Annotated in this window: 18 protein-coding genes; 2 read left to right on the top strand and 16 right to left on the bottom strand. The window is 65.5% G+C overall.

Annotation, left to right across the window (positions count from 1 at the left end; genetic code table 11):
• Positions 1-103: 103 nt before the first annotated feature.
• The 4 genes from QTI24_RS23180 to QTI24_RS23195 form a co-directional block, all read right to left on the bottom strand.
• Positions 104-562: an ExbD/TolR family protein gene (locus QTI24_RS23180; protein ID WP_286603656.1), complete on the bottom strand. Its 459-nt coding sequence runs from the start codon at positions 560-562 to the stop codon at positions 104-106.
• A 16-nt stretch (positions 563-578) separates the two neighbouring features.
• Positions 579-1,277: a MotA/TolQ/ExbB proton channel family protein gene (locus QTI24_RS23185; RefSeq protein WP_286603658.1), complete on the bottom strand. Its 699-nt coding sequence runs from the start codon at positions 1,275-1,277 to the stop codon at positions 579-581.
• A gap of 94 nt (positions 1,278-1,371) precedes the next feature.
• Complete coding sequence (dapB, locus tag QTI24_RS23190; RefSeq protein WP_286603659.1) at positions 1,372-2,202, bottom strand: 4-hydroxy-tetrahydrodipicolinate reductase; 831 nt, start codon at positions 2,200-2,202, stop codon at positions 1,372-1,374.
• Positions 2,203-2,269: 67 nt separating this feature from the next.
• Positions 2,270-2,833, bottom strand: a complete 564-nt coding sequence (locus QTI24_RS23195; protein WP_286603660.1) for an outer membrane protein assembly factor BamE — start codon at positions 2,831-2,833, stop codon at positions 2,270-2,272.
• An 87-nt stretch (positions 2,834-2,920) separates the two neighbouring features.
• Between QTI24_RS23195 and fur the strand changes: the two genes are divergently transcribed.
• Entirely contained in the window at positions 2,921-3,340 is a 420-nt protein-coding gene (gene fur, locus QTI24_RS23200; RefSeq protein WP_286603661.1) for a ferric iron uptake transcriptional regulator, read from the top strand.
• Between the two features lie 112 nt (positions 3,341-3,452).
• On the opposite strand, the gene hprK is transcribed toward fur, so the two are convergent.
• From hprK to QTI24_RS23220, 4 genes are all read right to left on the bottom strand, one after another.
• Positions 3,453-4,412, bottom strand: coding sequence for an HPr(Ser) kinase/phosphatase (gene hprK, locus QTI24_RS23205; protein ID WP_286603662.1), 960 nt, complete (start codon positions 4,410-4,412; stop codon positions 3,453-3,455).
• A 28-nt stretch (positions 4,413-4,440) separates the two neighbouring features.
• Positions 4,441-4,908: a PTS sugar transporter subunit IIA gene (locus QTI24_RS23210; protein WP_028251657.1), complete on the bottom strand. Its 468-nt coding sequence runs from the start codon at positions 4,906-4,908 to the stop codon at positions 4,441-4,443.
• 93 nt (positions 4,909-5,001) lie between these two features.
• On the bottom strand, positions 5,002-5,331 hold the full coding sequence (gene hpf / locus QTI24_RS23215; protein WP_068640485.1) for a ribosome hibernation-promoting factor, HPF/YfiA family: 330 nt from the start codon (positions 5,329-5,331) through the stop codon (positions 5,002-5,004).
• Positions 5,332-5,707: 376 nt separating this feature from the next.
• Positions 5,708-7,819 carry an ATP-dependent helicase gene (locus QTI24_RS23220; protein WP_286603663.1) on the bottom strand — a complete coding sequence of 704 codons (2,112 nt, stop codon included), beginning with the start codon at positions 7,817-7,819 and terminating at the stop codon, positions 5,708-5,710.
• 213 nt (positions 7,820-8,032) lie between these two features.
• Here QTI24_RS23220 and corA point away from each other — a divergent pair, with 213 nt between their 5' ends.
• The gene (gene corA / locus QTI24_RS23225; protein WP_286603664.1) at positions 8,033-9,019 is read left to right on the top strand and encodes a magnesium/cobalt transporter CorA; all 987 of its coding nucleotides are present in this window, start codon (positions 8,033-8,035) and stop codon (positions 9,017-9,019) included.
• Here the strand turns inward: corA and QTI24_RS23230 are convergent.
• From QTI24_RS23230 to QTI24_RS23265, 8 genes are all read right to left on the bottom strand, one after another.
• Positions 9,012-9,803: a 5'-methylthioadenosine/adenosylhomocysteine nucleosidase gene (locus QTI24_RS23230; protein WP_286603665.1), complete on the bottom strand. Its 792-nt coding sequence runs from the start codon at positions 9,801-9,803 to the stop codon at positions 9,012-9,014. The genes corA and QTI24_RS23230 overlap by 8 nt on opposite strands.
• Positions 9,804-9,824: 21 nt before the next feature.
• Positions 9,825-11,450, bottom strand: coding sequence for an ABC transporter substrate-binding protein (locus QTI24_RS23235; RefSeq protein WP_286603666.1), 1,626 nt, complete (start codon positions 11,448-11,450; stop codon positions 9,825-9,827).
• 32 nt (positions 11,451-11,482) lie between these two features.
• Positions 11,483-12,484, bottom strand: a complete 1,002-nt coding sequence (locus QTI24_RS23240; protein WP_286603667.1) for a peptide ABC transporter ATP-binding protein — start codon at positions 12,482-12,484, stop codon at positions 11,483-11,485.
• Positions 12,481-13,500 (bottom strand): ABC transporter ATP-binding protein, encoded by a 1,020-nt coding sequence (locus QTI24_RS23245; protein ID WP_286603668.1) that lies wholly within the window; start codon positions 13,498-13,500, stop codon positions 12,481-12,483. Before QTI24_RS23245 ends, QTI24_RS23240 begins: the two co-directional genes overlap by 4 nt.
• A gap of 13 nt (positions 13,501-13,513) precedes the next feature.
• Positions 13,514-14,413 carry an ABC transporter permease subunit gene (locus QTI24_RS23250; protein ID WP_286603669.1) on the bottom strand — a complete coding sequence of 300 codons (900 nt, stop codon included), beginning with the start codon at positions 14,411-14,413 and terminating at the stop codon, positions 13,514-13,516.
• Complete coding sequence (locus QTI24_RS23255; protein ID WP_286603670.1) at positions 14,410-15,420, bottom strand: ABC transporter permease subunit; 1,011 nt, start codon at positions 15,418-15,420, stop codon at positions 14,410-14,412. Before QTI24_RS23255 ends, QTI24_RS23250 begins: the two co-directional genes overlap by 4 nt.
• A gap of 50 nt (positions 15,421-15,470) precedes the next feature.
• The gene (locus QTI24_RS23260; protein ID WP_286603671.1) at positions 15,471-17,150 is read right to left on the bottom strand and encodes a long-chain-fatty-acid--CoA ligase; all 1,680 of its coding nucleotides are present in this window, start codon (positions 17,148-17,150) and stop codon (positions 15,471-15,473) included.
• A gap of 119 nt (positions 17,151-17,269) precedes the next feature.
• On the bottom strand, positions 17,270-17,810 hold a 541-nt coding region (locus tag QTI24_RS23265; protein ID WP_286603672.1), incomplete at its 5' end, for an NAD(P)(+) transhydrogenase (Re/Si-specific) subunit beta.

Here is a 17,810-nt window from a genome sequence, read left to right on the forward strand (position 1 = left end):
CACTTCGTGTCGCTCTCCACCCCCTTTCAGGGGGCAACACCTGCGGCCCGGCGAAGCCGGTTCCGCGGTGTTTCACCGACGGGCCTGCTTCGCGGCCTTGGATTCAGGGCTTTTGGGGCGGGGTCTCCGTGACGAAGCCGATGCGGCTCAGGCCGGCCTTGTTGGCGATACCCATCAGTTCGACGACCTTGCCGTAGGGCACCGTCTGGTCCGCGCGCAGTTGGACTTCGGTGTCGCGGCTTTCGGCGGCCGCCTTGGTCAGGCCGGCGGCCAGTTCTTCGGGCGTGACCGGCTTGTCGTTCAGATAGACCTTGCCCGCCGCATCGACCACGAGGGAGACGAACTTCGGCGTGTCGCCGGATTGACCCGCGTCGGTTCGCGGCAGGTTGAGTTTGATGGAGCTGGCCATCAGCGGTGCGGTGATGATGAAGATCACGAGCAGCACGAGCATCACGTCGACCAGGGGCGTGACGTTGATGTCCGACAGCGGGCGCTGACCCCCTGCGCCGGTCGATCGTCCGCCGGTGGCTGTGCTGCCTAGCGATGTACGACCGAAGGCCATATTGCGGCTCCCGCCCTCAGGCAGGCATCGGCCGCGCGGGCGGCAGTGGAATTTCCCGCCGAACGGGTTCGCCGAGCATGCCCAGCAGGTCGTGCGCGAAGCCTTCGAGTTCGGCTTCGATACGGCCGACCACACGTCCGAACACGTTGTAGGCCAGCACGGCCGGAATCGCGACGGCGAGGCCGAAGGCCGTCATGATCAACGCCTCGCCGACCGGGCCAGCGACCTTGTCGATGGTGAAGCCGCCCGTTTCGCCGGCGATGCCGACGAGAGCGCGGTAAATGCCCCAGACCGTGCCGAGCAGGCCGACGAAGGGCGCCGTGGCGCCGACAGTCGCGAGCAGGATCTGGCCGGCCTGCAGTCGCCGCAATGCCGCATGCAAGGCATCGCGCAGGACGCGTGTGACTCGCTGGGTCCGGTCAACGGCACCCCCGAGCGTGGCGCTGTCGGCATGCGTCGCGAGGTTCCTGACTGCGCTCACCGCCGGCAGGACCAGCGCTGCGCGATCGAAGGCCTTGAGGCTCAGCTCCGCATCCCCTATGGACGGCGACTGCCAGAACGCTGCGATGCTGCGCACCACGTCGCGCGTCCCGCCACGCAGGAGCCACGCTTTCCAGAGAATCACGACCCAGCTCGACACCGACATCACCAGTAGGAGCACCGCGACCGAGCGGCTGACGGCGTCACCGTGGGCGAGCAGCGCGAGGATGCTCATGCAGCCCCCACGCTCGGCACTGGCGTGTCCTCGCTGCCCCCCGAGGGCGCGCGAGCTTGCTTGGGACGGCCCAGCGCGGCGCTCATGCTCGGGGTCAGCGCAGACCCAGGACGTCGAACATGTCGAACAGACCTGCGCGCTGGTTGGCGAGGAAGCGCACGGCGCGCAGGCTGCCTTGCGCATAGGTCGCGCGGCTGGCCGACTTGTGCGTGATTTCGATGCGCTCGCCGGTGCCCGCAAACAGCACCGTGTGGTCGCCGACGATGTCGCCGCCGCGGATGGTGGCGAAACCGATGGTCGACGGATCGCGTTCGCCGGTGACGCCCTCGCGCGCGTAGACGGCGCATTCCTTGAGATCGCGGCCGAGCGCGTCGGCGATCACCTCGCCCATCTTGAGCGCCGTGCCCGAGGGCGCGTCGACCTTGTGCCGGTGGTGCGCTTCGATGATCTCGATGTCATAGCCGGTCGACAGCGCCTTGGCGGCCATTTCGAGCAGCTTGAGGGTGACGTTGACGCCGACGCTCATGTTCGGCGCCATCACGATCGCGATGTCCTTGGCGGCCTCGGCGATCTCCGCCTTCTGCGCATCGCTGAAGCCGGTGGTGCCGATCACGAGCTGCACACCGAGTTCGCGGCACACGGCAAGGTGCGCCAGCGTGCCTTCGGGCCGCGTGAAGTCGATCAACACCTGCGCATCCTTGAGCCCGGCGCGCAGGTCGGACGCGACCGGAACGCCGCTCGTGAAGCCCAGGAACGCAGCCGCATCGCTGCCGATCGCCGCGCTGCCCACGACGTCGAGCGCGCCAGCGAGGCGGCAATCCGGCGCTTCGCGCACGGCCTCGATCAGCATGTGGCCCATGCGCCCGGAAGCGCCCGCGATCGCGACGCGACGCGGTGAAGAAGATGGAGAAGAAGAGTCGGTCACGCGTTTCAGCCTCTGGAAATGCGGAATTCGAAAAAGAGCGCGACGACCGGAGGCGGCCGGCGCGTGTTCAGCGCGATTCGAGCGAAGGGTAGGCCGCAGGCAGTGCCGGCTGAGGCGTGGCGGGCGCTGCCGCAGCATCGCCATCGTCCTTCTTGTCCTTGGAGGGGACGAATTTCTTGAGCTGGTCTTCGGTCGCCTCCAGCGGCGGCACTTTGCCGGTGCGCTTGCGGACGTCGAGCTGGGCGACGAATTCTTCCTCGCTCGGCATCGGATCGCCTTCGAAGCGCTCGAGCACCTCGCCGTTGAAGAACAGCGTCAGGTGGCGGCGTTGCGGCTCGACGCCCTGGCGCCGGATCGTGAACACATAGTCCCAACGATTGGAGTGGAAGACATCGGTCAGGAGCGACGTACCGAGGATTTCACGCACCTGTTGGCGCGACATGCCGGGCTTGAGCGCCTCGACCTGTTCCTTGGACACGAAATTGCCCTGGACCACTTCGACCTTGTAGGGGGTGACCGCGGTCAGGGCGCCGCGCGCGCTGTCGCCGACACTGCTGCAAGCGCCGAGGCACAGGCTCGTGGCGAGGGCGCCGAAGAGCAGCCAGAGGCGGCGTTGTGGAATGGCAGGCATGGAAAAAGGGTTGGGCGATATGATCAAATCATTGTAGCGGCTGGCCCCCGGCGGGCCCTTCCCGCAAGGCTGGCGCAGGGAACCACCATGGCTAACATCGACGAACTCAAGAATACGGGCCTCAAGGCCACTCTGCCGCGCCTCAAGATTCTCGAAATCTTCCAGAACGGCGGCCAACGCCACATGACGGCGGAAGACGTGTTTCGCGTCCTCCTCAACGACCATTCCGATATCGGCCTGGCTACGGTCTACCGCGTTCTGACGCAGTTCGAGCAGGCCGGCATCCTCGAGCGCAGCCATTTCGAGAGCGGCAAGGCGGTCTACGAACTCAACGAAGGCAAGCACCACGACCACCTCGTATGCACGTCCTGCGGCAAGGTCGAGGAGTTCTACGACGCAGAGATCGAACGCCGCCAGCAAATGATCGCCAAGGACAAGGGCTGGATTCTGCAGGACCACGCCATGTCCCTCTACGGCCTCTGCGCCGACTGCACCAACAAGCACTGAGCACAATAGGCTCGCCCCCAGGCTTGCTCACTTCGCGTAGCCGCCCACCCCCTACCGGGGGCAACACCGGCGGCCCGGCAAAGCCGGTCCCGCGGTGTTCCTGGGATTCGCGCTAGTCGTCTTCTCTGGCGCTTTCCATGGCCTTGTGATGGCGGGCGACGAAGTCGGCGTAGGTGTCGATGCCGCGCAGTTGCAGGATCGAGTTGCGCACGGCGGCCTCGACCAGCACGGCGATGTTGCGGCCGGCCACCACCTGGATGATCACCTTGCGCACCGGAATGCCCAGCACGTCCTGGGTGAGCGGCGCCGAGGGCATGCGCTCGTAGTCGCGCTCGAAGCTGTCGCGCCGCACGAGGTGGACGATCAGCTTGAGCCGCATCTTCCGGCGTACGGCCGTCTCGCCGAAGATCGCGCGAATGTCGAGCAGGCCGATGCCTCGCACCTCGAGCAGGTTCTGCAGCAGTTCGGGGCAGCGCCCTTCCAGAGTGGTCTGGTTGATGCGGTAGAGATCGACCGCGTCGTCGGCCACGAGGCCGTTGCCGCGCGAAATCAACTCCAGGCCGAGTTCGCTCTTTCCGAGCCCGGACTCGCCCGTGATCATCACGCCCAGCCCCAGGATGTCCATGAACACGCCATGCATCGACGTGCGCTCGGCGAAATGCTTGGAGAGATAGGCCCGCAGCAGGTCGATCACGAAGGCCGACGATTCACGTGTGGCGAACAGCGGCAATTGCGCGCGCTCGCAGATCGACAGCAATTCGTCGGGCGCCGGCTGGCCGTCCGCCAGCACCAGCATCGGTGGCTCCAGGGTCACGATGCGGGCAATGCGCCGTGCGCAGTCTTCCGGCGTGCCGCGCGTGAGATAGGCGACTTCGCGGGCGCCCAGGATCTGTACGCGGTACGGGTGGATGTAGTTCAGATAGCCCACCAGATCGGCCGCGGACTGGGCACGGCTGATGACGTCCGGATCGAACTGACGCTCCGACGCGCCCAATCCCGCCAGCCACTCCCACCGGAGCGAGCCGCGAAACTCCTCGAACATCGCGTCGGCGCTGATGACGGTCGGCTTCATGCGCCAGACCGTCCCACGCCTGCGCGGATCAGGCGACCTGGGCGGATTGCCATCCTGCGATCAGGGCGTGCAGTGCCGCGGCGTCCGAACTCGACTTGATCTGCTCGCGCAGATTGGCGTCGCTGAGGAGTTCGGCGATCTCGGAAAGTATTTCAAGATGCTTCTGCGTGGCTGCTTCCGGCACGAGCAGGAAGATCAGCAGGACGACAGGCTGTTCGTCCGGCGCGTCGAATCCGATCGGGTTCGCCAACTGGAACACGGCCGCCATGGGCGACTTGAGGCCCTTGATGCGTCCGTGCGGGATGGCCACGCCATGGCCCAGCCCGGTCGAGCCGAGGCGCTCGCGGGCAAAGAGGCTGTCGGTGATGAGGGCGCGGCCGAGACCATGCAGGTTCTCGAACAGCAAGCCTGCTTCTTCAAAAGCACGCTTCTTGCTGGTGGCGTCAACGCTCACGAGCACTTGAGCGGGAGGCAGGATGGACGCGAGTCGGTTCATGTTGGGGCAGGGCGGGGGCGATTATGCACCCACCCCGCAAAAAGCAAAGAGCCACCCGAAGGTGGCCCGCAAGAGTATTTGCCCGGAGTGGTACTACATCACACGCTTGGGCGCTTCGTGATGATGGTCCTGCAGGCGGTCCTTGTGGCGGACGACTTGCCTGTCGAGTTTGTCGACCAATTCGTCGACAGCAGCGTAGAGATCAGCGTGGCTCGACTCGGCGAACATGTCATTGCCCTTGACGTGAATGTTGCATTCGGCGCGTTGCCGGCGCTCCTTTTCCTTTTGCTTTTCCACCGTGAGGATCACCTTGACATCGACTACCTGGTCGAAATGGCGGGTGATCCGGTCCAGCTTGCTCGTAACGTAGTTGCGCAAGGCGGGTGTGACGTCGAGGTGATGACCGCTGATCGTCAAATTCATGAATGACCTCCTGGAATTGACGGTTGGGGAAATAGCCGCACCCCTTGGTAGGGAGATACAGCCGGGGAAACGAAAGCAGAGTGGGGAGAAGAGACGGAGAGGGGGAAGAGAAGAGAAAGCGGGGAAGGTCGGTTCACTATGCCCATGCTGTCATCGAATTGCAATCTTTCCGAACACGTACAAAGGGCCATTCCCCGTAGGGATTTCCCAACGCCATGAATCTGATAGCTGTCCCCCCGCCACGGCCCCGGCGCGAGGCGGGCGAAGCCCGGCAAGTCCGCGAGACGCCGCGGTTCCGGCTCCGCCGGTCCGCCGGAGTTGCCCCCGGTAGGGGGTAGGCGAAGCGACACGCAGTGCGCGCAGCCTGGGGGCGAGCCTACTTCCAAGCGGCGCGCATGCGGCGCAACAGGTCGATCGTGGCGGCTGGCGCCGGCACGTGCGGCGCTCTCTCTGGCGGCGGAGGCCACGTCTGCTGCTCGAAGCGCTCGGCGTCGGACGCCGTGATGAAGCGCGTACGCCCCGCATACAAGTGTCGGTCGCCGCGAACCGCTTGTTGCGTGACGTAGAAGCGCTGCGGCACCAGCAAGTGCAGATGGTCGCGCGCACGCGTCATCGCGACGTACAGCAACCGCCGCTCCTCTTCGAGTTCTTGCGCCCCCTGCGCAACATCGGCCGGAATGCAGCCGTCGACCACGTTCAACACATGCACCGAGGTCCACTCCTGCCCCTTGGCCGAGTGAATGGTCGAAAGAATCAGGTAATCCTCGTCGAGCAGCACGGGCCCCGGCCGGTCGCTGGTGGCTTCGGGCGGGTCGAGCGTGAGTTCGGTCAGGAAGCGCTCGCGCGACGTGTAGCCCGACGCCAGCCGCGCCAGCTGCTCAACGTCGCCGCGACGCAGTTCGGCGTCCTCGTGGAGGCGCTCCAGATGCGGCAGGTACCACCGCAGCGCCAGGTCCATATCGGCGGGCCAGGCAAGCGCAGGCTCGCGCAGCGCTGCATAGATGGCGGCAAATCGCGCCCACTCGGTCTGCGCGGCGGAGGGCGGAACGAAGGCCTGCACGACCGCACCCGGATCGGCCGCTTCGGCCATTGCGTCGAGCAGACGGGTGGAAGTGACCGGCCCGATGCCCGGAATCAGTTGCGTGACGCGGAATCCCGCCATGCGCCCTCGCGGGTTCTGCGCAAAGCGCAGCACGGCGAGCAGGTCCTTTACATGCGCGGCTTCGAGAAACTTGAGCCCGCCGTATTTGACGAAGGGAATGTTGCGCCGCGCCAATTCAAGCTCGAGCGCGGCGCTGTGCGTCGACGTGCGAAACAGCACCGCCTGTGATTTGAGCGCCAGGCCGCCTTCGCGATGTGCCAGAACGCGGTCGGCCACCCAGCGTGCCTGCTGCGCCTCGTCGGGCACCAGCACAAGTTGGGGCCGGCCGGCCGAAGGCTTGTCGGTCCAGAGCGTTTTCGCATGGCGCTCCGCGGCGGCGGCGATTACGGCGTTCGAGACATCGAGGATGGGCTGCGTCGAGCGGTAGTTGCGCTCCAGCGTGACGATTCGCGCGGGCCGGCTGAACTGCTGTGGAAAGTCGAGGATGTTGCGAACCGTTGCACCACGAAACGCGTAGATCGACTGCGCGTCGTCGCCCACCACCGTGACGCCACGTCCATCCGGCTTCATCGAACGCAGGATGGCGGCCTGCAGCAGATTCGTGTCCTGGTATTCGTCGACCAGCACATGATCGAAGCGCGCGCCGACGTGCTCGGCGAGTGTCGGCTCCGCCACCATCTCGGCCCAGTACAGCAGCAGGTCGTCGTAGTCGAGGACGTGCTGCTGCTGCTTGGCCTCGACATAGGCGCCGAACAGCCGCTTGAGTTCGGATTCCCATTCTGCGCACCAGGGGAACGCGTGTTTCAGCACTTCCGCCAGCGGCGCGCAGGTGTTGACGGTGCGCGAGTAGATCGAGAGGCAGGTGCCCTTCTGCGGAAAGCGCCGCGTCGTGGACGACAGGCCGAGGTCGTTGCGCACCAGCCCCATGAGGTCTTCGGCGTCGCCACGATCATGGATGGTGAAGTTCTCGTCCAGGCCGACCTGCGCCGCGTACTCGCGCAGCAGCCGCGCGCCGATGCCGTGGAAGGTGCCCGCCCAAGGCAGCGCCGGCGGCGCGTCGGTTTTCAGGCCGAGCACGCGCGCCAGCACCTGTCCGGCCCGGCGCTCCATCTCCTGCGCGGCACGGCGGGAGAAGGTCAGCAGCAGGATGCGCTGCGGATCGGCGCCGCGCGCGATCAGGTGGGCCACGCGGTGGGCCAGCGTGCTGGTCTTGCCGGAACCCGCGCCGGCGATCACGAGCAAAGGGCGATCGTCCCGCAGCACGTCGCCCAGGGCGACGTCCACACCGTGCTCCACCGCCGCGCGCTGCTCGTCGTTGAGCTGGGCGAGCGCGGTCGCCAGGCGATCGGTCTGGCTGGCGGAGGTGGGTTTCGCGACGCTCTGCATCGACGCAACTTTACTGTATGTCCATCCAGATACGGCCGGCGATGCCCGGAGGGCGGATGACATAATCGCGCCTCGCTGCAAACCGGAGCCTTTCATATGGAAATCGACCCGTCTCGGCAGCTTTCGCTCCCCCTCTGACACGTCCGTTGGCGAGGGAGTTGAAAGCGCCCCACCCCCTTCGCCCAACCGCCAGACCATTCACGGGAGTGAGCCATGCTCAACATCTTCACGCTCGCCAACGGTCGCCTCGTCCAGGAAGAGATCGAGGCGCTCGAAGAGCTTTCCCAGTTCCAGCCCATCTGGGTCGACCTCGAATCACCCACCGTCGAGGAAAAGCGCTGGATCAAGCAGTACTACGGCCTCTCCATCCCCGAAGACGCGATGGACGAGGACATCGAGGAATCCGCCCGCTTCTACGAAGAAGACAACGGCGAACTCCACATCCGCAGCGACTTTCTGATCGATGACGACGAGAACCCGCGCTCGGTGCGGGTGGCCTTCATCCTCAACCAGCACAACACCGAACTGCGCAGCCGCGGCGTGCTGTTCTCGATCCACGACGAGGACGTGCCCGTCTTCCGCCTGTTGCGCATGCGCGCACGCCGCGCGCCCGGCCTGATCGAGGACGCCAAGGAAGTGCTCCTGAAGCTGTTCGACGCCGACGCCGAATACTCGGCCGACACGCTAGAGAACATCTACGACGAACTCGAATCCGCCGGCAAGAAGGTGCTCTCGGGCAACGTGAGCGACGAACTGGCCGGCGAGGTGCTCGGCCTGATCGCGCGGCAGGAAGACTTGAACGGCCGCATCCGCCGCAACGTGATGGACACCCGCCGCGCCGTGAGCTTCATGATGCGCAGTCGCATGCTCAACGCCGAGCAGTTCGAGGAGGCGCGACAGATCCTTCGCGACATCGAATCGCTCGACAACCACACGGCCTTCCTGTTCGACAAGATCAACTTCCTGATGGATGCGACCGTCGGTTTCATCAACATCAACCAGAACAAGACCATCAAGATCTTCTCGGTCGCGAGCGTGGCGCTGCTGCCGCCGACCTTGATCGCGAGCGTGTACGGCATGAACTTCAAGTTCATGCCCGAACTCGATCTGAGCTACGGCTATGCCTACGCGATCGTGCTGATGATCGCGAGCGCGCTGGTGCCGATGTGGTACTTCCGCCGGCGCGGCTGGCTCAAATAGTCGCGGGCGCGTCCGTCGGGAGCGTGGCCAGCCACGCGTCGATCACCGCGAGGCTGTAGCGGCTCGCGACCGCCGAGACAAATCGCGTGAAGTCGCCGTGGGCCGCGTCGTCGGCCCGATCGGAAATCGTGCGCACCGCGGCGAAGGGCACGCCGTAGTCGTGGCACACCTGCGCCACGGCGGCGCCCTCCATTTCGACCGCGAGCGCGTCGGGCAATGCCAGGCGCAGCGCTTCGCTTTCGGCCGAGGTCGACACGAAGCGGTCCCCGCTGACCAGCAGGCCGCGATGGACCTTCGGCGCGGTCAGCTTGAAGTCCTCGACCACCTTCTCGCCCAGGAGCGTGACCGGATCGCTCAGCAGGTCGGCGGCCACGACCGCCAACGCATCGCTGATTGCGGTGTCGGCCGCAAAGCGCGCGTGGCCGGTCAGCGGCACTTCGTACTTCGGGAAGATCGGCGAAGCGTCCAGGTCGTGCTGCAGAAGCTTGGTCGCCACGACCACGTCGCCGACGTCGACGCCCGGCGCCAGCCCACCGGCAACGCCGGTGAACACGATGGCCCGCACGCCGAATCGTTCCATCAACACCGTTGCCGTGGTGGCCGCCGCGACCTTGCCGATGCGCGACAGCACCGCGACCACGAGTTGCCCCTGCAGGTGGCCGACCCAGTAGTCCCGGCCGGCAACGTGGATGCGCTGCTCGTCAGGCATCTGCGCGAGCAGCGCCGCCAACTCCTCGTGCATGGCAGCCACGATGGCGATAGGCAGCCGGGGCGAATCGCTCATCGCGCGTCCTGTCTCAAGCCGTCACTGCTTGATGTCAACACCGTAGAAGGTATGGCGGCCGAACGGGCTCAATTTGAAGTCGACGACTTCCTTGCGAACCGGCTTCAACTGCACCGCATGTGCGATGGTGAACCACGGCGCTTGCTCCTTGAAGATCACTTGCGCCTTCTTGTAAAGCGCATCGCGCTCGGCCTGCTTGGGCACGTTCTTCGCCTGCACGACCAGGTCCTCGTAGGGCTTGTAGCAGAACTTCGCCACATTGCTGCCGCTGGCCGATTGCGCCGACGCGCAGCCCAGCAGGGTGTAGAGGAAGTTGTCCGGATCGCCGTTGTCGCCCGTCCAGCCGAGCATGCCCATCTGGTGCTCGCCGGCCTGCATGCGCTTGCGGTACTCGCCCCATTCGAAGGACTTGATCTCGGCCTTGACGCCGATCTTCGCGAGGTCGGCCTGCATCAGTTCGGCGATGCGCTTGGCGTTCGGGTTGTAGGGACGCTGAACCGGCATCGCCCACAGGTCGGTGGTGAACCCGTCCGGATAGCCCGCCTGCGCCAAGAGCTTCTTCGCGGCTTCCGGATCGTACGGGTCGTCCTTGATCGCGTCGTTGTATGACCACATGGTCGGCGGGATCGGATTCTTTGCGGCGACGCCGGTGCTGAGGTAGACGCCGTCGATGATGGCCTTCTTGTTGATCGCCATGTTGAGCGCCTTGCGCACGCGCACGTCGTCGAATGGCTTCTTCTGGGTGTTGTAGGCGAGGTAGCCGACGTTGAGACCGGCCTGCTCCAGCACCTGCACGTTGGGGTCCTTGCGGATCGCGTCCAGGTCGGCAGGATTCGGGTACGGCATCACATGGCACTCGCCCTTCTGCAGCTTGGCCCAGCGCACCGACGCATCGGGCGTGATCGCGAAGATCAGGTCGTCGATCTTGGCCTTGCCACCCCAGTACTGCGGGAAGGCCTTGAAGCGGACGATGGCGTCCTTCTGGTACTGCACGAGATAGAAGGGGCCGGTGCCGATCGGATCCTGGTCGATCTTCTCCGGCGTGCCGGCCTTGAGCATCGCGATCGCGTATTCCTTCGACTGGATGCCGGCATAGGGCATCGCGAGGTTGGCGAGGAAAGGCGCCTCCGGCTTGTTCAGCGTGAACTTCACCGTGTAGTCATCGATGCGGTCGATGGACTTCAGCAGCTTGGGCATGCCCATGTCGTTGAAGTAGGAGTGGTTCGGGCTCGTGACCTTGAAGTAGGGGTCGTTCTCCTTCCACTGTCGCTCCATCATGAAGATGACGTCGTCGGCATTGAAGTCCCGCGTCGGCTTGAAGCTCTTGGCCGTGTTGTGCCACTTGACGCCCTTGCGCAGCTTGAAGGTGTACTCCGTGCCGTCGGGCGAAATGGTCCAGCTCTCAGCGAGGCCCGGCACCACCTTGGTCGTGCCGCGCTCGAAATCGACGAGGTTGTTGTAGACCTGCGTGGTGGCGTCGAAAGAGGTGCCCGTGGTGTTCACGGCCGCATAGAAATTCTCGGGGCTGCCTTCCGAGCAATAAACCAGCGTCTTGGCCGAAGCGGCTCCGCAGGCGATCGCGAGCGCCGCCGGCGCCAGCAGCGCGGCAGTGCGAAGGCGGCGCGAGAGTTTGGAAGTGGGGGACATGTCGGTCGACTCCTTCAGGGTTGAATCCGCACTCAAGCGGGCAGGGAATGATCGGCACGGACTTCCGCCGCACCATCGAGAAATTTTTCGGCATGGTGGCAGGCCACCATGCGTTCGTCGAGCAGGCGCGGCAGCGGCCGTTCCGTGCGGCAGCGCTCGGTGGCATGCGCGCAACGCGTGTTGAACACGCATCCCGGCGGCGGCGCCAGCGGTGAAGGCAACTCGCCCTTCAGCACGATGCGTTCTGCCGCGAGGCCGGGTGTCGAGGCCAGCAGCGCCTGCGTGTACGGGTGCAGCGGCCGCGCGAAGATGCGCGCCTTGGGGCCCTGCTCCACCGCATGGCCGAGGTACATCACCAGCACGTCGTGTGCGATGTGGCGCACCACGCCGAGGTCGTGCGAGATGAAGAGATAGGACAGCCCCAGCTCGGCCTGAAGATCCGCCAGCAGGTTCAGCACCTGCGCCTGGATCGACACATCGAGCGCGGACACGGGCTCGTCGGCCACCAGCAGGCGCGGATCGAGCATCAGCGCGCGCGCGATCGCGATGCGCTGGCGCTGGCCACCCGAGAACATGTGCGGATAGCGGTTGGCGTACTCGGGCCGCAGCCCGACGCGCGCCAGCATGTCCCGGGCCTTCGCGGCGCGCTCCGACTTGCCGAGCGACGTGTTGATCGCGAGCGGGTCTTCGAGAACGGCCGAGATCTTCTTTCGGGGGTTGAGCGAACCGTACGGGTTCTGGAACACCAGCTGCACGGCCTGCCGCAATTCGCGCCGACGCTCGGCGGGCGGGTCGACCGCATCGTGGCCAACCAGCGTGAGGGAGCCCGCCGTCGGCTTCTCGATCAACGCAACCATGCGTGCCAAGGTCGACTTGCCGCAACCCGATTCGCCGACCACCGCGAGCGTTCGGCCTTTCTCCAGCTTGAAGGAGATGTTGCCGACGGCCTGCAGATGCGCAGGGGCGCGAAAGAGTCCGCGTCGGACCGAATACACGCGCTGCAGCCCCTTGGCCTCGACGACCACTTCGCTCATCGCACGAACTCCACCACCTGCGCGCCATCGCGTGCAAGCGCCTCGTCGCGCCGGGGATCGCCGAGGGCGTAATGACAGCGCACCTGCCCGCCCATCCACTCCCGCAGTTCGGGCCGCTCAGTGCGCGAATGCGCCGTCGCGTAACTGCAGCGCGGCGAGAAGAGGCAGCCGGCCGGCCGATCGTGCACACCCGGGACCACGCCAGCGATGGTGGCAAGCCGCCCTTTGCCCGCGGTGCGCTCGGGCAATGCCGCAAGCAGGGCCGCGGTGTAGGGGTGCTGTGGCGCGGCGAACAGCTCGGCCACGCCGCGCTCCTCCATCACCTGGCCCGCATACATCACGGCCACGCGCTGGGCCATCTCGCTGACCACGCCCATGTTGTGCGTGATCAGCACCAGCCCCATGCCGCGCTCTTTCTGCAGGCTGCGCAACAGGTCGAGTATCTGCGCCTGGATGGTCACATCGAGCGCGGTGGTCGGTTCGTCGGCGATCAGCAGGCGCGGGTTGCATGCGATCGCCATGGCGATCATCACGCGCTGGTTCATGCCGCCCGACAACTGGTGCGGGTAGGCGCCGAGGCGCGATGACGCAGCGGGGATGCCCACCTGTTCGAGCAACTCGGTCGCGCGCTTCTTCGCCTCGCGCTTGTCGAGGTTCAGGTGCAGGCGCAAGGTCTCCATCAACTGCCACCCAATCGTGAAGCAGGGATTGAGGCTGGTCGTCGGCTCCTGGAAAATCATCGCGACGTCCTTGCCGACGAGGCTGCGCCGCTCCTTGTCGGAGATGCCGAGCAAATCGTGGCCGGCAAAACGCAGGTGCTGCGCACGGACACGGCCGGGCCAGCCGATGAGGCCCATTAGCGCCATCATCGTGACGCTCTTGCCCGAACCCGATTCGCCGACGATGCCGAGCACCTCGCCCTGCTCCAGGCGCAGGCTCACGCCATCGACCGCATGCAGCGTGCCGCCTTGTGTGGGGAACTCCACATGCAGGTCGCGAATGTCTAACAACGGCATGGCGTGGGGAACTTCAGCGTTTGAGTTTGGGGTCCAGGGCGTCGCGCAAGCCGTCGCCCAGCAGGTTGAATGCGAGTACGGCGGCGAGGATCGCGAGGCCCGGAAATGTCACGACCCACCACGCGCGCAAGACGAACTCGCGCGCGTCGGCCAGCATGGTTCCCCATTCCGGTGACGGCGGCTGTGCACCGAGGCCGAGGAAGCCCAGCGCCGCCGCATCGAGGATGGCGGTCGAAACCCCCAGAGAGGCCTGCACGATGAGCGGCGCGGCGCAGTTGGGCAGCACCTCGCGGAACATGAGGCGCAGCGTGCCCGCACCGCTCACGCGCGCGGCCGTCACGTAATCGCGCGACACCTCGGAGATCACGGCGGCGCGTGTGATGCGCACGTAGTGCGGCAGCACCACGATCGCGACCGCGAGCATCGCATTGATCAGCCCCGGCCCGAGGATCGCCACGATCACGATCGCGAGCAGCAGGCTCGGCAGCGTGAGGATCACATCCATCAGCCGCATGATCGCGATCTCGAGCACGCCACGAAAGAAGCCGGCGATCAGCCCCAGCGAGATGCCGACCGCGACCGAGATCGCGACGACGGCCATGCCGATCGACAGCGAGAGCCGCGCGCCATACATGAGCCGCGAGAGGATGTCCCGGCCGATGGCGTCGGTGCCCAGAAGATGCGCCATCGATCCGCCATCCTGCCAGGCCGGAGGCCGCAGGAAGGCTGTGCTGTCGGTCTGGTTGGGCGCATGCGGCGCGATCCACGGCGCGAACAGCGCCACCAGCAGCAGGAACACGACCACTCCCAGACCGATGACCGCGCCGCGATTGGCCGAGAACGAGCCCCAGAACTCGCGCCACGGCCCTGGTGGTGCAGTACCTATTTCGACGGGAACTGTGGTCGCGCTCATCGCGATTGCCGGATGCGGGGATTGATGAAGCCGTAGGCCAGATCGACCACAACGTTGACCACCATCACGATGACGCCGAGCAGCAGCATGCCGCCCTGCAGCACGGGATAGTCGCGCCGGCCGATGGCCTCGATCAGCCACTTGCCGACACCGGGCCAGGAAAAGATGGTCTCGGTCAGGATGGCTCCCGTGAAGAGCACGCCAACCTGCAGCCCGATCACCGTGACCACCGGGATCAGCGCATTGCGCAGTGCATGCACGCCCACCACGCGCAGCGGCGCGAGTCCCTTGGCGCGCGCGGTGCGGATGTAGTCCTCGCCGAGCACTTCGAGCATGGCCGATCGCGTCATCCGCGCGATCACCGCGAGCGTGTTGGTGCCCAGCACGATGGCCGGCAGGATCAGGTGCTGCAGCGCCGAGAAAAACGCGCCCTTGTCATCCGACAGCAACGAATCGATGAGCAGGAAGCCGGTCACCGGCTCGATGTAGTACTGCACCGCGATGCGGCCCGAGACCGGCGTCCAGCCGAGCTGCACCGAAAAGAACAGGATCAGCAACAGCCCCCACCAGAAGATGGGCATCGAGTAGCCGGTGAGCGAAGTCGCCATCACGCCGTGGTCGAACAGCGAGTTGCGCTTGACCGCCGCAATGATGCCCGCCGGAATGCCGAGGATCAGCGCGAAGAGGATGGCGCACACCGCCAGTTCGACCGTGGCCGGGAAGAGCGCGAGAAACTCGCTCATCACCGGTTCCTGGGTGATGACCGACTTGCCCAGGTCGCCGTGCATCACGCGCTCGATGTAGATGCCGTATTGCGTGAAGAGCGGCTTGTCGAGTCCGTAGTCCTTCAGCAGTTGCGCGTGGCGGACCGGATCGATGCCGCGCTCGCCCGCGAGCGTCTCGATGGGGTCGCCCGGCACCAGCCGGATCAGGAAAAACGCAAGCAGCGTCATGCCGATGAAAGTCGGCACGAGGAGGCTTGCGCGTGTCAGGATGAATCGAAACATTCAGTCCCAATATGCAAGAGCGATGCCGGGTCGCGTCCCCGGCCGAACCCTTACTTTTTGACGTCGCGCAATTCGCGCCGCAGGATCTTGCCGACCGGCGTCTTGGGAAGATCGGTGCGGAACTCGATCACACGTGGCTGCTTGTAGCCCGTGAGGTTCGCACGGCAGAACTCGCGCACCTCGGCCTCGGTGAGGTCGGCGTCCTTCTTGACGATCACAAGCTTCACGGTCTCGCCGGTCTTCTCGTCGACGATGCCCACCGCGGCGCATTCGAGCACGCCCGGGATCTGTGCGACCACGTCTTCGATCTCGTTCGGGTACACGTTGAAGCCCGAGACCAGGATCATGTCCTTCTTGCGGTCGACGATCTTGAAGTAGCCGCGCTCGTCGACCACGCCGACGTCGCCGGTCTTGAAGTAGCCGTCGGCCGTCATGACCTTGGCCGTTTCGTCGGGACGCTGCCAGTAGCCGGCCATCACCTGCGGCCCCTTGACCGCGACCTCGCCGGCCTGGCCCAGGGCGACGTCGTGGCCGTCGTCGTCGATCAGCTTCACATAGGTGCTAGGCAAGGGCACACCGATGGTGCCGGTGTACGCGATGCTCGTCGTCGGATTGCAGGTGACCGACGGCGAGGTTTCCGAAAGACCGTAGCCCTCGCAGATCGGGCAGCCCGTCTTGTCGAGCCACAGCTTGGCCACCGCGCCCTGCACCGCCATGCCGCCGCCGACGGAGACCTTCAGGTTCTTCCAGTTGACGGTGCCGAAGTCGGGATGGTTCGCGAGGCCGTTGAATAGCGTATTCACGGCCGGGAAGCTGTGGAAGGTGTGCTTCGACAACTCCTTGAGCACGCCCGCGATGTCGCGCGGATTCGGGATCAGGATCAGCTTTCCGCCCGTGCGCATGCTCAGCATCATGTTCACGGTGAAAGCGAAGATGTGATACAGCGGCAGCGCGCAAACGCTGGTCGGCTGTTCGCCGGCGGGCACCTTCTGCATGACCGGATCGTTCCAGGCTTCGGACTGCAGCACGTTGGCGATCACGTTGCGTTGCAGCAGCACTGCGCCCTTCGACACGCCGGTGGTGCCGCCGGTGTATTGCAGCACCGCGACGTCGTCGGGACCGATCGCGACCGGCTGGACGGTGCGCGACGCGCCCTTTTCGAGCGCTTCGTTGAACCGCACCGCACCGGGCAGGCTGTATTGGGGCACCATCTTCTTGACGTTGCGCACGACATAGTTGACCAGCGCACCCTTCAGCAGGCCCAGGCGGTCGCCCATCGCGGCCAAAACGACGTGCTTGACCGGCGTGGCCGCCATGCATTGCTGCAGCGTGGTGCCGAAGTTCTCCATGATGACGATCGCCTTGGAGCCCGAATCCTTGAGTTGGTGCTCCAGTTCCCGCGGCGTGTAGAGCGGGTTCACGTTGACGAGGATCAAGCCGGCGCGCAGCAGGCCCGCCACAGCGATCGGGTACTGCGGGCAGTTCGGCATCATCACGGCGACGCGGTCGCCCTTGACGAGGCCCAGGCCTTGCAAGTAGCCGGCGAAAGCACGGCTTTGACGGTCGACATCGGCGTAGCTCACGTCCTTGCCCATGAAGCTGTAGGCCGTGCGATCCGCGTACTTCGTGAAGCTTTCTTCCATGAGCGCGACCAGCGAGGGGTAGCGCGAGGCGTCGATGTCGGCGGGCACGCCTTGCGGATAGCTGCCAAGCCAGGGTCGATCAGTCACAGTTAGTCTCCAATGCAAAATATTGTGTCGAAATTTGCCGCCATCGTAACTTGACGTTCGGATGTGGCACGGGCCGCGACACTGCGCGGCCCGTGGTTTTTTGCGCGCGGCGCCGAGAGTTACTCGATCGCCTTGGCCATGTCCTCTACGACCTTCTTGGCGTCGCCGAAGACCATCATGGTCTTGTCCATGTAGAACAGCTCGTTGTCCAGGCCGGCGTAGCCCGCGGCCATCGAGCGCTTGTTCACGATCACCGTCTTGGCCTTGTAGGCCTCCAGGATCGGCATGCCGTAGATCGGCGTGCCCTTGGTGAGCGCGGCCGGGTTCACCACGTCGTTGGCGCCCAGGATGATCGCGACGTCGGCCTGCGCGAACTCGCCGTTGATGTCCTCCATCTCGAAGACCTGGTCGTAAGGCACCTCGGCCTCGGCCAGCAGCACGTTCATGTGACCCGGCATGCGGCCCGCCACCGGGTGGATCGCGTACTTCACCGTCACGCCCTTGTGGGTGAGCTTCTCGGCGAGCTCGTTGACCGCGTGCTGGGCGCGAGCCACCGCCAGGCCGTAGCCCGGCACGATGATCACCGTGTCGGCATTGGACAGCATGTAGGCCGCATCGTCGGCGCTGCCGCTCTTGACCGGGCGCTGCTCCTGGGTGCCC

Origin of the sequence: Variovorax sp. J22P240, from assembly GCF_030316855.1 — a bacterium.
Taxonomy (GTDB): Bacteria; Pseudomonadota; Gammaproteobacteria; order Burkholderiales; family Burkholderiaceae_C; genus Variovorax.

Coding starts and splice junctions, on each gene's coding strand:
- QTI24_RS23235 (WP_286603666.1), bottom strand. CDS start 11,450: ATGTCCCCCACTTCCAAACTCTCGCGCCGCCTTCGCACTGCCGCGCTG.
- QTI24_RS23255 (WP_286603670.1), bottom strand. CDS start 15,420: ATGTTTCGATTCATCCTGACACGCGCAAGCCTCCTCGTGCCGACTTTC.
- QTI24_RS23210 (WP_028251657.1), bottom strand. CDS start 4,908: ATGAACCGACTCGCGTCCATCCTGCCTCCCGCTCAAGTGCTCGTGAGC.
- QTI24_RS23195 (WP_286603660.1), bottom strand. CDS start 2,833: ATGCCTGCCATTCCACAACGCCGCCTCTGGCTGCTCTTCGGCGCCCTC.
- QTI24_RS23250 (WP_286603669.1), bottom strand. CDS start 14,413: ATGAGCGCGACCACAGTTCCCGTCGAAATAGGTACTGCACCACCAGGG.
- hprK (WP_286603662.1), bottom strand. CDS start 4,412: ATGAAGCCGACCGTCATCAGCGCCGACGCGATGTTCGAGGAGTTTCGC.
- QTI24_RS23245 (WP_286603668.1), bottom strand. CDS start 13,500: ATGCCGTTGTTAGACATTCGCGACCTGCATGTGGAGTTCCCCACACAA.
- corA (WP_286603664.1), top strand. CDS start 8,033: ATGCTCAACATCTTCACGCTCGCCAACGGTCGCCTCGTCCAGGAAGAG.
- QTI24_RS23180 (WP_286603656.1), bottom strand. CDS start 562: ATGGCCTTCGGTCGTACATCGCTAGGCAGCACAGCCACCGGCGGACGA.
- hpf (WP_068640485.1), bottom strand. CDS start 5,331: ATGAATTTGACGATCAGCGGTCATCACCTCGACGTCACACCCGCCTTG.
- QTI24_RS23220 (WP_286603663.1), bottom strand. CDS start 7,819: ATGCAGAGCGTCGCGAAACCCACCTCCGCCAGCCAGACCGATCGCCTG.
- fur (WP_286603661.1), top strand. CDS start 2,921: ATGGCTAACATCGACGAACTCAAGAATACGGGCCTCAAGGCCACTCTG.
- QTI24_RS23230 (WP_286603665.1), bottom strand. CDS start 9,803: ATGAGCGATTCGCCCCGGCTGCCTATCGCCATCGTGGCTGCCATGCAC.
- QTI24_RS23185 (WP_286603658.1), bottom strand. CDS start 1,277: ATGAGCATCCTCGCGCTGCTCGCCCACGGTGACGCCGTCAGCCGCTCG.
- QTI24_RS23240 (WP_286603667.1), bottom strand. CDS start 12,484: ATGAGCGAAGTGGTCGTCGAGGCCAAGGGGCTGCAGCGCGTGTATTCG.